Raw genomic sequence first — 12,086 nt, 5'->3', positions numbered from 1 at the left:
CGCCTCCGTGGGAGGTGTATCAGGTATCTGGCTGCTCACAGGGGACGACCTCCACCCTCGGTATACGGGTCCTCGGGATCGCGGAGCGGAACGCCAGCCGAACCCGGCGCATCGAAGCCGGGGCGGGCGGGCTCGCCGTACACGGTCTCTGCGTAGGTGGTGGGGGTTGCCTGCGGTGCGTCATACAGCGGGGCGCCTGAGGCTCCGGCGAGGCTGCTTTCCGTGACCGGTGGCTGGGCGGGGTACTGCGGCACGGTGCCTACGTATCCGGCGCCGGCCGCGGGTCCGGTTTCTGGGGCGCCGGCCTGCAGGCTTCGGCCCAGTCGTCCGGCAAGCATGCCTGCGCCTGCTGCGAGGAGCAGGAAGGTGCCGGGGCGCTGGCGGGCGAAGGACTTCACTTCATCCAGCAGTGAGCCCGGGTCCCGGTTGTCCAGCCACGACGCCACCGATTCGGAGCGCTCGGCGGCCTGCCGGATCAGGTCCGAGGCCACACCGTGCTGGTCCGGCGCGTCGGCCATGGTGTGCAGCTGCGAGGAGATGGTGCGGATGCCTTCGGCGGCCTTGGTCTGCTGGGTGCCGGCCTGGCTGGTCAGGTCCGACTTCGCCTGGTGCAGCAGATCCCGGGCGCTGTTCTTCGCTTCAGAGGCGACGTTCGCGGCCTCGGCCTTCGCGGTCTCGGCCACGTTCTGGGCAGCGCCGGCGGCCTGGCCAGCGACATTCGCGGCCTCTTCCTTCGCCACGTCCTTCTTGGAGGAGTCGTCGCCCTGGTAACCGGTGGTGCCCGTGTAGCCGGTGGTGCCGGCGTCAGTGCTGCTCAATCCGGTAGTGCCGAAGCCCGTGGTTCCTGCTCCGGTAGTGCCCAAGCCCGTGGTTTCCGGTTCGGTGCCGTATGGGTTCTCGGTCATCATTGCTCTCTTTCCTTTGAGGGTTAGCGGCTGTTGATGAACCAGCACTCAGCAATAGTAAGCATGGTTACCATCGAATAGTAAGTACACTTCCTACATGAGTTGAAAATTGTTCGATGCCAACAGAAAGGTCGTTGACCATGATTGGATTTATCATCGCCGGGCTCGTTATCGGAGCCCTTGCCCGCCTCATCAAGCCCGGGAGGCAGAACCTGGGCATCATCGCCACCCTGCTCCTAGGCCTTGCAGGTTCCGTCATTGGCGGAGCTGTGGCCAGTCTGCTAGGTACCGGCGACATGTTGGAACTGAACGTCCTGGGGTTCGTCGTTGCCGTCATCGCGGCTGTCGCACTGATCGGTTTGGCGGAATCGCTGACGAGCCGCCGCAGGAGGGCGCCGACTCGCCGTTTCTGATGGCCTGATGGCCGGCGGTCCAGGATTGGCCCGATTTGCGGCCTGATGATTCTCCTCAGGGTAACGCTTCGCACATCCCCATGAGAGGTAATCTGGCAGTAGATGTTGGGAAGTGCCGTCCTTCTTTGAAGCAGCGTTTTCGGTTTCTGTGCCGGGCGGCACTCCTGTGGAAACGAGGCTGTTATGGGCGTTGAAGCACGGGCGTGGGACCGTGAGGACGTCGCAGGACGGCTCCAGGAACTGGTACTGGAGAGCGTTGACGTTGGCGACTTCCTCCAGGAGCTGGCTGGATATTCCGCGGCATTCTACTCCGCACCCGGCATGAAGGTGCGGTGCGCCTTCACGGTGCTGCGGAGGAAGAAAGCCGCCACGGTAGCAAGCAGCGATCCGCAGGCCAGGATGCTGGATGAAGTCCAGGTGGACTTTGGCGAAGGTCCCTGCCTGGCGGCCATGGCGGAGATGTGCATCGTTCATGTCCCGGACGTGGAGTCTGAACCGCGTTGGCCGGCATATATGTCGGCCGTCGCCGGGCGTGGCGTGGGTTCAATCCTCGCGGTGCCGCTGGCACTGGAGGGAGAAACCCGCGCGGCGCTGAACCTCTTTTCAGCGCGGTCCCATGGGTTCACCGGCGAAGACATCTCTGGCGCGGAGGAATTCGCAGCACAGGCATCCAAGAGCCTCCGACTTGCCCTGCGGATGGCCCAGCTGACCGATTCGCGGAACGACCTGGCCGCTGCCATGCAGTCGCGGACTGCAATCGACATCGCCACCGGAATAATCATGGCGCAGAACAGGTGCAGCCAGGAGGCTGCCCTGCGGGTCCTGAAGACTGCCTCCAGCCTGAGGAACCTGAAACTCCGTGACGTAGCGGTGTCAGTTGCTGCCTCGGTGGGTGGCGATTCTGCTCTGTCCACCCATTTTGATGAATAAGGTGTCCGCAAGGAGTCCGGCATGCCCATAACGGTGACGCCTTTTCGGCATAGCTTTATTCTTGAAAGATGAGCGCAACAGCCGCATCGACCGTCACCTTTGAAAGCCGCTTCGCCACAGAGCTTGCCGAGATGGCGATCCCCTGGAAGGCGGAGGAGGTTCCTGACCCGCGGCTGCTCGTCCTGAACGAGCCGCTGGCCGCCGAACTGGGCTTTGACCCGGAGTTCCTGAGGAGCCCGGAAGGACTACCTCTGCTGATCGGCAATGAGGTGCCCGACGGCGCCACTCCAGTTGCGCAGGCATACTCCGGCCACCAGTTTGGCTGGTTTGCCCCGAGGCTGGGTGACGGTCGTGCGCTGCTGCTCGGTGAGATAGCCAACGTCGGCGGTCGCCTTCGCGACATTCACCTGAAAGGCTCCGGCCGCACACCCTTCGCACGGGGTGGCGACGGCTTCGCGGTCGTGGGGCCGATGCTGCGTGAATATGTCGTCAGTGAGGCGATGCACGCCCTGGGCGTCCCCACTACCCGGTCCCTCGCCGTGGTGGCCACTGCGCGTTCCGTCCAGCGGGAAACAGCGCTGCCAGGAGCGGTACTCACGCGCATCGCGAGCAGCCATCTGCGCGTAGGCAGTTTCCAGTATGCCCGGGTCGCCGGTGACCTCGGACTCCTGCGCCGCCTTGCCGGCCATGCGATCGCCCGGCACTATCCCGATGCCGCGGAGGCGGACAATCCGTATCTCGCCCTGTTAGAGGCAGTGATCTCTGCGCAGGCCTCGCTGGTGGCTAAGTGGATGCTGGTGGGCTTCATTCACGGCGTGATGAACACAGACAACATGGCTATCTCGGGGGAGACCATTGACTACGGTCCGTGCGCCTTCATGGACGCGTTCGAACCCGCCACCGTCTACAGTTCGATCGACGAGAACGGACGCTACGCCTACGCGAACCAGCCGGTGGTGGCGGAGTGGAATCTGACCCGCCTGGCGGAGGCGCTCCTTCCGCTGTTCGACGACGACGAGGAGCGGGCGGTCGCGCTGGCACAGGAATCGCTGGGGGCCTTCCGCCGGCAGTACAGCGCGGCCTGGCTGGCCGGCATGAAGGCGAAGCTCGGACTGGACAGCAGCATCGCTGACGACGTGGCGTCGCCTCTGATTGACGAACTACTCGGGCTTCTGCAGAAGGGACGCGTCGACTACACATCGTTCTTCCGGCGTCTTGGCACCGCAGCCCGCGGCGAGGGCCAGCCGATCCGCACCCTGTTCCCTGAGCCGGACGCTTTCCTGGCCTGGGCCGAACGCTGGCAGGCCCTGCAGCCGGACGCTGACATGATGGACCGGGTCAATCCGGTGTATGTGCCCCGCAACCACCTCGTAGAGGAAGCACTTGACGCTGCGACCGACGGCGACGTCGGGCCGCTCCGGCGGCTGCTCGAAGCGGTGACAGACCCCTACCACGAGCGTCCCGGCGTCGAACGTTATGCAGAGGCCGCGCCGGAAACCTTTGGTCCCTACCGGACCTTCTGCGGAACCTGACGTCCGCTGCTCGACTGAAGCTGGCGCAGCCTAGCTGGCGCCGGGATGTACGAGGGTGTCCGGAACCAGTTCATTTGCTGGCGCGTCAGACAGCCCCTGCGGCGTAAGGTCCATTTCGTCCAAAGCGGCCATGGCTGCGTTCGGGGCGGCGATCAGGCCGGCGCCCGGGGCAATGGTGTTAGTCATGGTTCTGTGTCTCCTGAAGTTAACGGGGCGGTGCATTGTGTGCTGACTCGCTATTTTCCTTGGAACTGCCCCGCGCGCCAAAGTTGCGCGGGGGACACAATTGCTGTAGGCCGGCCGGATTGGGTCAGTCCCGGACGTATGGGGTAAGGGAATGGCCGACGTCGGCCGCCCCCTTATGTGAAGGCGGTTGCGGCGTCTGCGGTGGCGGTTTTATGACGGCCAGTTACAGCTCGCCGCCGCTGACGATGTCCCGGGAGAGCTGGTGCAGCGGTACCTCGCGCCGGCGGGAGGCACTGATAAGGGTGGCGAGCGCCTGGTCGTGGCTGACGTGGAGGCGCTCCATGATGATCCCGGTTGCCGTTCCGATGGCGTCGCGGGCGCCGAGCGCTCCGATGAGCCCGTCGCTGAGGCGCTCTGCAGCGTCGCGTGCCTGGGAGTTCGCAAGCATCAGGGCGGCAGGGCGTGCCAGCAGTTCGATCAGGCGGATGGCCTTGGAATCGAAGCCGTCGGGAATGGGCGAGTAGACCTTCAGCGCACCGATGGCGCCGTCGGGAGTGGACAGCGGCGTGCTGATCACCGAGCGCAGCGGCAGATCGGTGATGGCCCGCGTCCAGGCCGGCCAGCGGTGGTCGGTGCGGCTGTCCGCCATCTTCACGGTCGCCTGCTGGGCCCACGCAGTCAGGCACGGTCCCTGCCTGAGGTCGTACTGGAGCTGGTCTGCCTGCAGGATGGTGGGATCGGTGGCGGCGGTGCTGGTGCGCCGGCCGCGAGTATCCATCAGGCTGGCGCCTGCCCCCAAGGCACCCGGAACGTTTTCCTTGAGGGCCTGGGCCAGCGCCGAAACTGCTTCGTCGACGGTCTCATGCGTCAGTAACAGGTCGGCGATCCGGACGGTAAGGGCAGCCAGTTCGTCCGCGAGGGGCAGGTTGGCCGACATCAGGGCCTGGCTAAGAAATGGCCGGAAGGCCCGCGGGGGCCAGACCGGCTCAGGGGAAAGACGCCGGGCCGGGCAGGAGTGGCTATTGAGACAGGCATCGCGTTCGTTCCTTTCCTGGGTCCGCGGAGCGCCGTCCGGGGTAGCAGACTGCGGCGTCGAACGTTAATACTAATTATTTCAGCGAAGGGCGCGCGCCGCGAGGGGTGGAGGCTTTGAACGGCAACGATTTTATGGAGAAACCGGAGTCCTGGGAACACAAAACGGGGCTTCTCGAGGTGTTCTGGACGATAATACGGTTAACGGCAGACAGGAGCAGCGGTGGTAGGACCGCCAGGACCCGCGGAATGGGCAGCGGCCGCTGAGACGGAGTTGTTCAAGGCGCTGGCGCATCCCGCCAGGGTCCGGATTCTTGCCGTGCTCGCGGCGGGCCCGGCTTCGGTGGCGGACCTCTGTTCGGCCACGGGGCTGAAGCCGTCGCACCTGGCCGGTCAACTCGCGCTGTTGCGTGCCCAGCACCTGGTGACCGGGCGCCGCTCCGGAGGGCGGTTGCGGTACTGGCTGTCCTTTCCCGAGATCGCAGACCTCCTCACCGCTGCCGAGACGGTCTTGAATGCCCGGGCGGCGGCTGACGCTGGCCGCCTGGCCGGCATCGGCGCATCGGGCCCAGGCCTTGCCGGTGAGGGCATCCTGACGGACGACGAGTCCATGGCAGTGCTCGAGGAGTCCCTGGAGAGGCGCGCCCTGATAACCAACGCAGTGCGTTCGGCCAGCGCCAGGACCGGCAGCAGCTCGGAGGCCGCCTTGGGCGGGCTCCTGATCCAGGCCCGGGAGCGGAGCCTGACCCTGGCTGAAGTTTCCAGCGAGACGGTGGCGGGGCGCGGAACCGGCTGATCGAAGGCGGCCGGCCCCGGAGGAATCGAAAAGTCTCGTTTTGGGCACGAAGGGTTCGCGTCCTTGACGGCGTGGCGGCGGTGGGCAAGACTCGTGATTGAGGAATTGATCAATTCATAGTTTCTTCAATCCTCTCCGTTGGGGGCCTTCTGCTCTGCCAAGCGCAGAGGGCTGGAGCGTCGCGGGGCAGCTGGAACTTTCCACTGCCCGGGGGGCGCGGAATAGGCGGAAAGGGGCGGAACAACGTGGTTCCGGCCCCTTTCCGGTTTTCCGGCTAACCCTGCTCCGGAGCTACGGGCGCTCGAAGAGGCTCAGAATATTGCCTTCACTGTCCAGGAACCAGGCGGCCTTGCCTGCGTCCGATGTGGCAATGCCGTTCTCGGTCTTCAAACCGGGGAAATCGTACTCTTCGAATACGACGCCGCGGCCCCGCAACTCCTGCACGTCCCGCTCGACGTCGTCCGTCACCCACCCCATCTGGGTGTTTTTTGCCGTGCCCGCGTTGTCAGTCTGGTACAGCATGAACCTGGTCCCGTTGCCGCACTGGAACATCACGTTGTCGTCCGCGGGTTCCGCGGGCTCCAGCCCGAGCTTGTCCCGGTAAAAATCCTTCGCCCTGCCCACGTCCTTCGCGGGAAGGACAGCGGTGACTTCAATGTCTTTGAGCATGACAGTTCTCTCCTCGTTGCACTGATGGCGATGCTCCCGCTGATTCGGTGCTGGGAACGGACTTGCCGTCCGTGCCCGTGCCGCGTCGCCGCCCGTATCGCCGAGTCGGGGCGGCCACCTGGGACTCTGCGGCGCCTCGCGGCGTTGACCGGCGCGCGGGTCCCCGAAGTTCATGGGGACATTATGGAACTGAAGTGCCGCTTGGGGATATAGGAAAGAACGACGTCGGCCCAGCCGTCTTCTTCAGGCCGTTTCCGCGGCACTTAGGAACCAGGTCGGTCAGACGCGCGGCTTCAGGCCTTGCGCTGTCAGCGGGCCCACGGGACAAAGCCTGTTGACCGTCTCGGTGAGTTGCCGTGGGCGGAACGGTTTGACCAGGTAGGCCGCGGCTCCCGATGCCATGCCGGCCATTTCGTCGTCGAGCTCCGCCCGTGCCGTGATGAACAGCATCGGCGCCTCGGAGCGCGCCCGGATGTGGTGCGCCACCTCCAGACCGTCCATGTCCGGCAGATTCAGGTCGACCGTAACCAGGACGGGATGGTGTTCCCACGCCGCGGCCACCCCGTCAATGCCGTTGCTGACTGCATGAACGTCAAAACCGAGCCGCGTCAGTATCAGCGCGACAAGATCGCGAATATCCCGGTCATCCTCGATGACCAGGCACAGCCCCCGTGAACCCAATGTGCCCCCCGGCCTGTAGTAGGTGTGCACAGTGTAGGGCGGAAACCTCAAGAAGTGCATGGCCCAGGCACGAAAAGCCCCGCACCATTTGTGAAGGCGGTGCGGGGCTTTCCGGGGACGACCATCCGCATGGGGGAATAGGATGGGGCCCCACACAAAGTTACCCGGGCGTAGGTTTGTCCTCCAAATGTACGATCCCGCTTACTCCGGCAGTTCCATCTGGAAGCCGCAGGTGCATCTGAGGACGCGGGTGGACAGGTAGACATCCAGGGGGTCGTCGGCTGTGCGCTCGGTGGACAGCGGCGCGGACAGCCTGCGGAGCTCGGATCCTGCCGCGGCCATCGGCTGTCCGCAGTGCATGTAGTGCCCGCCGAAGATGAGCACGTCGCCCTTTTGTTCCCGGCGGCCAAGGACCGCCGACAAGTCGGCAACCTGGGCGGGATGTTCACTGAAGCGCCGGCACCGGCCGCAGGTGTAGGCCACCATGACGACGTTGGCGGGGCAGTCCGGGATATCCGTCACCGATCTGATGGTGAGACGGCGGTCGGTGCCGCACCGCGAGCACATCACAGGCAGGACCCGTGCCCGTCCGGCGCCGTCGGAACGGAAGCCGGGCGATCTGAGCGACATGGTCAGCCCGCGTACGGGTAGCTGGCGAGGATGTAGTCGGCGGCGGCCCGGCCCTTCATCTTCCGCCTGGCGCCGCGGAGGTTGACGCGGCACCGCCGCATGCCTGCGCGGAAGGACGAGTCGGTCTTGGGTGTTAGTCCCTGAATCAGGCACCAGCTCGTGTACAGGCCGTAAAGGCAGTCCGGCCCCAGCGGGCTGTCGGTTTCGGGAGCGGGGTAGGTGGCGTCGTGAAGGAACTGCTGGAAATGCGAGGTGGCCATGACAGGCTCTTTCCTCAGGGTGCGGGACGGCCGCCATGAGGCTATAGCGGCGTTACCTCCGGGCGGTGCACAACGCCGGAAGGGGTTCCTGGAGAGAGTTCACAGGATTCCTGTATTTAAACTACCCTGCAGTAGCACTGTTGTACAGAGGAGGCGTCAGGCCCCGGGCGTGCTCCCCGGGATCGGGCTGGCCGTCCGGGCGCGATCGATCGCGGCCAGGGCGACCGCGCTGGCCGCGAGGCGGAGGGCGTTGATGCGGTACCGCTGGTTGAGCTTCCTTGGAAGAACTTTGGAGTTCCTTGGACCGGCACGGGGGAGCGTGGGGTCTGCCGGGTATTGCCCCAAGGTGCCCCAAGTATTTCCCCATGTCAGCGGGCAATACTGGCTGTGTCCTGAAGGAACGGAAGCCCAGCCCCGAACCGTCAGAACTGCCGGGTCCGGACGCACTCCCCCTCGCGAACCGGGCCCGGCACAACCCCGAACTCTAAGGGCGCCAGCTGTAGGGATTGCTGTTGGGCCTGCCGGCGCGGTGCGCATCGTACCCCTGCCGCCAAGCCGCCTCGACGGCGGTGACCATTTCTGCCAGGAGCGGATAGTAAGGGTGGTCCGGACCGATGAAAAGCATCTCCTCGCGCGCCTTCTCAATTGCCTCGCGGACAGCGTTGCCGTTGGCCATGAGGCATGGTCCCACGCGGGTGGGCCGCACGCCACCGCCAGGCTGCAGCGGGTTCACGGGCGTGTCAAACGGGCCACGTTCACGGACCGTTAATGAGCAGCTGGTTCTATTGGGTCATGGACGCGAACGCTGGCAATGATCACGACGCCGACCTCCCGGCAGCGTGGGGGACGCAGACCCCGGGGGCCGAGACGGAGATCAGGAAACAGGTCCACTCAGGCCAAGCGGGCGTCGTCGGTCGCGTGCCCCTTGACGGCTCAGTCGTGTTCGCCTGGATTGACGGGCAGTCTTTGCGCAGGTTGCACTTTGCAGGAGATCCGCTGGTTGTCCTGCCGGAGCTGGAGCACACCGACGCGTTTTAGCCCGGCACTCGAGGATCGCGCGGCACTCAATGTTTCTGCATACGCGGGTTCAAGAGGCGCTGGTTGGCGTGATGCGGACCGTGTCGCCGGCCTGGACCGCGCCGTTCGCCTCCAGGATTCCCCATTCCCAGACGCCGAAGTTTCCGCCGTCGGTGATGACGTGCCAGACAGTCGAGACGCGGGCATGGACAAGTACTTCAGAGTGGAACAAACGCACCAATCCACGCTACTGATTCTGGGTCATGATCAGCCGTTCCGGTTTGCTGCGGGAGATGCCGTTCATCAGCACGCCGAGTGCGAAGTACGCGGTCAGGATCCAGGTGAAGACCGGGTACCAGGTGTCGCTGCCGAGGGCAGCCGATAGCCGGGTTCTGGCATGGCCGCATGCCCGAACACGAGGTAGAGCAGAACGGACGCCCAGTCCCGGCCCGTGAATTTGTGCCGGGGGCGGGTATTTGTCAGAGGGCTCTGGAATAGTGCTGTTTGGGGCAGGCAACGCCGGCCGGCAGTTAGTATCGGTGAAAATTCATGCCCGGAGAGTTCCGGAGACTGGAGCAGCACATGCAACTCGGCGCTTTCTCGCTCAGCTTGGCCGTCAAGGACATCGCGGCCTCCGCGGCGTTCTACGAGAAGCTGGGATTCACCAGGTCCGGGGGCGAGATTGACCAGAACTGGCTGATCCTGCGGAACGGGCAGACGGTGCTCGGACTCTTCCAGGGCATGTTTGAAAAGAACTCCCTGACCTTCAACCCGGGCTGGAGCCAGGACGCGCAGCAGCTCGACTCATTCACCGACGTGCGGGATCTTGAGCGCCAGCTGAAGGACCAGGGCATTCCCTTCGTTGCCGAGGCCGGCGACGGAACTGGGCCGGCCAGCTTCATCGTGGCGGACCCCGACGGCAACCCGGTCATCGTCGATCAGCACGTCTGATCCCGCTTCCATCTAAGGAGGAGAAGAGAAATGTCCAGCAACCCTGAGGACTTTAATAGCACTAAGGACTTTGTCAGCGTCCGGTACATGGTGGACGACGTCGAGGCCGCCGTCGGCTTTTACACGAAGCACCTCGGCTTCTCTGTAAGGATGAACGCGGCACCGGCGTTCGCCGACGTCGTCCGTGGGCCGTTGCGTTTGCTGCTGAGCGGGCCCACCAGTTCGGCGGGCCGGCCAATGCCCGACGGCGCGGTCCCGGCACCTGGCGGATGGAACCGAATCCATCTCATCGTGAGCGATATCGCCGCCGAGGTGGACAGGTTGCGGACCGCGGGTGTTCCGTTCCGGAACGACATTGTCAGGGGACCGGGCGGCCAGCAGATCCTGCTGGAGGATCCGGCCGGCAATGTCGTCGAGCTGTTCCAGCCCGCGGACAAGTAAACGCCGGGAAACGCACAGGCCCCGTCCGCTGGGTTCGGGTGAATCCAGAGGACGGGTCCTGTGCGGCTATGAGGGCTGTTAGTGCGCCGCCGTCGCCGGGGTCTTGTGCACCAGGTAGATGGCGCCGGTGGTGACGTCCTCCTCGAGTGCTTCGAGGGTGCGGCCGCGGGTTTCCGGCACCTGGGTGTAGATGAAGACCAGGGCCAGGATGCCCACGACGCCGAACATGAAGAACGTTCCGGTGATGCCGACTGACGCCACCAGGGTCGGGAAGAACAGGCCCAGGAAGGCGTTGGCGATCCACAGGCAGAAGATGGAGACGCCGATGGCGAAGCCGCGGATGTGCAGGGGGAAGATCTCCGAGAGCATCACCCAGACGGCGATGTTGAGGAACGTCTGCATGGAGCCGACGAAGGCAACCACCAGGAAGAGGATCACGAAGGGCCGGGCCGGGTTGCCGACGGGCAATGCAATGGAGGCGATGCCGATCAGGAAGTGGCAGATGGTGGTCAAGGTGAAGCCGAGGAGCAGGGTGGTGCGGCGGTTGACCCGCTGCATCATGGTCAGTGCGATGACGCCGCCGACGACGGCGATGACGCCGGGAGCGATGTTGGCAATGAGGGCGGCACGGGAGTCGAAGCCGGCCTCGACCAGCACGGACTGGCCGTAGTACATGATCGAGTTGATGCCGGTCAGCTGCTGCGCCACGCCCAGGCCGATGCCGACGAGCAGGATGCGCAGGATCCACTTGTTCCTCAGTGCGCCCCAGCCGGAGAGGTTCATTTCCTTTTCCTCGTCGGCGAGGTGCTTGACGTCGGCCATCTCGGCTTCGGCACGGTCGGACGAGCGGACGGTCTTGAGCACGGCCAGGGCCTCCTGGTTACGGCCCCGGGAGATGAGCCAGCGCGGGGATTCCGGCATTCGGAGCATGCCGAGGAACAGGGCAACTGCCGGCACCGCGGCGACGGCGAGCATGATGCGCCACACGCCGCCGAATTCGCTCCAGAGGTTGCCGATGATGGCGTTGACGACGAAGGCGGCGAGCTGGCCGATGACGATCATGAGTTCGTTGCGGCCGGCAAGCGAGCCGCGGATCTCGTAGGGGGCCAGTTCCGCCAGGTACACAGGAACCACGGAGGAGGCGCCGCCGACGGCGAGGCCGAGGATGACACGGCCGACGACCATGACCTCAAAGTTGGGTGCGAACACGCAGGACAGCGCGCCGACGAGGAACAGGATGGCCAGCAGGATGATCGTCTTCCGGCGGCCCCAGGTGTCGGAGAGCCGGCCGCCGCCCACGGCGCCGGCCGCAGCGCCGAACAACAGCGAGCTGGTCACGATGCCCTCGGTGATCGGGGTGAGGCCGAGATCGGCGGTCATGGGCTGGAGTGCGCCGTTGATGACACCCGTGTCGTACCCGAACAGCAGGCCGCCGAAGGTCGCCACCGTGGCGACCATGCCGAGGCGCTTGCGGTGCGGGCCGTTGGTGAGCGGCGGCAGCGAGGGCGCATGCGCGCCGTCGCGCTGGGCTTGGGTTGCAGACATAAGGACTCCCTTGTCTCAAGTTTGCGGGACATGTGCCCGCTGTCACATCCAAGACTAACGCGCGAAAGGCTTAAATGTAAGGTCAAACTTACAAAGGG

17 protein-coding genes are annotated in these 12,086 nt (G+C 65.0%); 7 read left to right on the top strand and 10 right to left on the bottom strand.

The window, feature by feature from the left end; genetic code table 11:
* Nucleotides 1-35: 35 nt before the first annotated feature.
* Nucleotides 36-905 carry a hypothetical protein gene (locus J7I85_RS25085; RefSeq protein ID WP_251024398.1) on the bottom strand — a complete coding sequence of 290 codons (870 nt, stop codon included), beginning with the start codon at nt 903-905 and terminating at the stop codon, nt 36-38.
* A gap of 140 nt (nt 906-1,045) precedes the next feature.
* Here J7I85_RS25085 and J7I85_RS15520 point away from each other — a divergent pair, with 140 nt between their 5' ends.
* The 3 genes from J7I85_RS15520 to J7I85_RS15510 all read left to right on the top strand — a co-directional run bounded on the left by J7I85_RS15520 (nt 1,046) and on the right by J7I85_RS15510 (nt 3,780).
* A complete protein-coding gene (locus J7I85_RS15520) occupies nt 1,046-1,318 on the top strand; it encodes a GlsB/YeaQ/YmgE family stress response membrane protein (RefSeq protein WP_214853232.1) in 273 nt (90 codons plus the stop codon).
* A 183-nt stretch (nt 1,319-1,501) separates the two neighbouring features.
* Nucleotides 1,502-2,248 (top strand): GAF and ANTAR domain-containing protein, encoded by a 747-nt coding sequence (locus J7I85_RS15515; RefSeq protein WP_214853231.1) that lies wholly within the window; start codon nt 1,502-1,504, stop codon nt 2,246-2,248.
* 68 nt (nt 2,249-2,316) lie between these two features.
* Entirely contained in the window at nt 2,317-3,780 is a 1,464-nt protein-coding gene (locus J7I85_RS15510) for a YdiU family protein (protein WP_214853230.1), read from the top strand.
* 30 nt (nt 3,781-3,810) lie between these two features.
* On the opposite strand, the gene J7I85_RS15505 is transcribed toward J7I85_RS15510, so the two are convergent.
* Together J7I85_RS15505 and J7I85_RS15500 are read right to left on the bottom strand one after the other, a co-directional pair.
* A complete protein-coding gene (locus J7I85_RS15505) occupies nt 3,811-3,966 on the bottom strand; it encodes a hypothetical protein (RefSeq protein WP_214853229.1) in 156 nt (51 codons plus the stop codon).
* A 223-nt stretch (nt 3,967-4,189) separates the two neighbouring features.
* On the bottom strand, nt 4,190-4,903 hold the full coding sequence (locus J7I85_RS15500; RefSeq protein WP_214853228.1) for a GAF and ANTAR domain-containing protein: 714 nt from the start codon (nt 4,901-4,903) through the stop codon (nt 4,190-4,192).
* A 318-nt stretch (nt 4,904-5,221) separates the two neighbouring features.
* Here J7I85_RS15500 and J7I85_RS15495 point away from each other — a divergent pair, with 318 nt between their 5' ends.
* Nucleotides 5,222-5,794, top strand: coding sequence for a metalloregulator ArsR/SmtB family transcription factor (locus J7I85_RS15495; RefSeq protein ID WP_308159513.1), 573 nt, complete (start codon nt 5,222-5,224; stop codon nt 5,792-5,794).
* Between the two features lie 291 nt (nt 5,795-6,085).
* On the opposite strand, the gene J7I85_RS15490 is transcribed toward J7I85_RS15495, so the two are convergent.
* From J7I85_RS15490 to J7I85_RS15470, 5 genes are all read right to left on the bottom strand, one after another.
* Nucleotides 6,086-6,463, bottom strand: a complete 378-nt coding sequence (locus tag J7I85_RS15490; RefSeq protein ID WP_214853226.1) for a VOC family protein — start codon at nt 6,461-6,463, stop codon at nt 6,086-6,088.
* Nucleotides 6,464-6,742: 279 nt separating this feature from the next.
* Nucleotides 6,743-7,174, bottom strand: a complete 432-nt coding sequence (locus J7I85_RS15485) for a response regulator (RefSeq protein WP_308159512.1) — start codon at nt 7,172-7,174, stop codon at nt 6,743-6,745.
* 171 nt (nt 7,175-7,345) lie between these two features.
* Nucleotides 7,346-7,774 carry a hypothetical protein gene (locus J7I85_RS15480; RefSeq protein ID WP_214853223.1) on the bottom strand — a complete coding sequence of 143 codons (429 nt, stop codon included), beginning with the start codon at nt 7,772-7,774 and terminating at the stop codon, nt 7,346-7,348.
* Nucleotides 7,775-7,776: 2 nt separating this feature from the next.
* The gene (locus J7I85_RS15475) at nt 7,777-8,034 is read right to left on the bottom strand and encodes a hypothetical protein (protein WP_214853221.1); all 258 of its coding nucleotides are present in this window, start codon (nt 8,032-8,034) and stop codon (nt 7,777-7,779) included.
* Nucleotides 8,035-8,518: 484 nt separating this feature from the next.
* Nucleotides 8,519-8,710, bottom strand: coding sequence for a hypothetical protein (locus J7I85_RS15470; protein WP_214853219.1), 192 nt, complete (start codon nt 8,708-8,710; stop codon nt 8,519-8,521).
* Between the two features lie 116 nt (nt 8,711-8,826).
* Between J7I85_RS15470 and J7I85_RS15465 the strand changes: the two genes are divergently transcribed.
* Complete coding sequence (locus J7I85_RS15465; protein ID WP_214853218.1) at nt 8,827-9,072, top strand: hypothetical protein; 246 nt, start codon at nt 8,827-8,829, stop codon at nt 9,070-9,072.
* 49 nt (nt 9,073-9,121) lie between these two features.
* Here J7I85_RS15465 and J7I85_RS15460 read toward each other — a convergent pair whose 3' ends face one another.
* Nucleotides 9,122-9,289, bottom strand: a complete 168-nt coding sequence (locus tag J7I85_RS15460) for a hypothetical protein (protein WP_214853215.1) — start codon at nt 9,287-9,289, stop codon at nt 9,122-9,124.
* A 344-nt stretch (nt 9,290-9,633) separates the two neighbouring features.
* On the opposite strand from J7I85_RS15460, the gene J7I85_RS15455 reads away from it, so the two are divergent.
* On the top strand, nt 9,634-10,002 hold the full coding sequence (locus J7I85_RS15455; RefSeq protein ID WP_214853213.1) for a VOC family protein: 369 nt from the start codon (nt 9,634-9,636) through the stop codon (nt 10,000-10,002).
* 30 nt (nt 10,003-10,032) lie between these two features.
* Nucleotides 10,033-10,443, top strand: a complete 411-nt coding sequence (locus tag J7I85_RS15450) for a VOC family protein (protein WP_214853211.1) — start codon at nt 10,033-10,035, stop codon at nt 10,441-10,443.
* Between the two features lie 78 nt (nt 10,444-10,521).
* Here the strand turns inward: J7I85_RS15450 and J7I85_RS15445 are convergent, their stop codons facing one another.
* A complete protein-coding gene (locus J7I85_RS15445) occupies nt 10,522-11,988 on the bottom strand; it encodes a sugar porter family MFS transporter (RefSeq protein WP_214853209.1) in 1,467 nt (488 codons plus the stop codon).
* Nucleotides 11,989-12,086: the final 98 nt, after the last annotated feature.

This window comes from Arthrobacter sp. ISL-65, assembly GCF_018613795.1.
Lineage (GTDB): Bacteria > Actinomycetota > Actinomycetes > Actinomycetales > Micrococcaceae > Arthrobacter.
Note: the sequence above shows the minus strand (reverse complement) of the source record. Positions and strands in the feature narration are given on the sequence as shown.

Bases quoted from the DNA above. Each gene is read 5' to 3' on its own strand.
- J7I85_RS25085 (WP_251024398.1), bottom strand. From the start codon at position 905: ATGACCGAGAACCCATACGGCACCGAACCGGAAACCACGGGCTTGGGC.
- J7I85_RS15520 (WP_214853232.1), top strand. From the start codon at position 1,046: ATGATTGGATTTATCATCGCCGGGCTCGTTATCGGAGCCCTTGCCCGC.
- J7I85_RS15515 (WP_214853231.1), top strand. From the start codon at position 1,502: ATGGGCGTTGAAGCACGGGCGTGGGACCGTGAGGACGTCGCAGGACGG.
- J7I85_RS15510 (WP_214853230.1), top strand. From the start codon at position 2,317: ATGAGCGCAACAGCCGCATCGACCGTCACCTTTGAAAGCCGCTTCGCC.
- J7I85_RS15505 (WP_214853229.1), bottom strand. From the start codon at position 3,966: ATGACTAACACCATTGCCCCGGGCGCCGGCCTGATCGCCGCCCCGAAC.
- J7I85_RS15500 (WP_214853228.1), bottom strand. From the start codon at position 4,903: ATGTCGGCCAACCTGCCCCTCGCGGACGAACTGGCTGCCCTTACCGTC.
- J7I85_RS15490 (WP_214853226.1), bottom strand. From the start codon at position 6,463: ATGCTCAAAGACATTGAAGTCACCGCTGTCCTTCCCGCGAAGGACGTG.
- J7I85_RS15480 (WP_214853223.1), bottom strand. From the start codon at position 7,774: ATGTCGCTCAGATCGCCCGGCTTCCGTTCCGACGGCGCCGGACGGGCA.
- J7I85_RS15475 (WP_214853221.1), bottom strand. From the start codon at position 8,034: ATGGCCACCTCGCATTTCCAGCAGTTCCTTCACGACGCCACCTACCCC.
- J7I85_RS15470 (WP_214853219.1), bottom strand. From the start codon at position 8,710: ATGGCCAACGGCAACGCTGTCCGCGAGGCAATTGAGAAGGCGCGCGAG.
- J7I85_RS15465 (WP_214853218.1), top strand. From the start codon at position 8,827: ATGGACGCGAACGCTGGCAATGATCACGACGCCGACCTCCCGGCAGCG.
- J7I85_RS15455 (WP_214853213.1), top strand. From the start codon at position 9,634: ATGCAACTCGGCGCTTTCTCGCTCAGCTTGGCCGTCAAGGACATCGCG.
- J7I85_RS15450 (WP_214853211.1), top strand. From the start codon at position 10,033: ATGTCCAGCAACCCTGAGGACTTTAATAGCACTAAGGACTTTGTCAGC.
- J7I85_RS15445 (WP_214853209.1), bottom strand. From the start codon at position 11,988: ATGTCTGCAACCCAAGCCCAGCGCGACGGCGCGCATGCGCCCTCGCTG.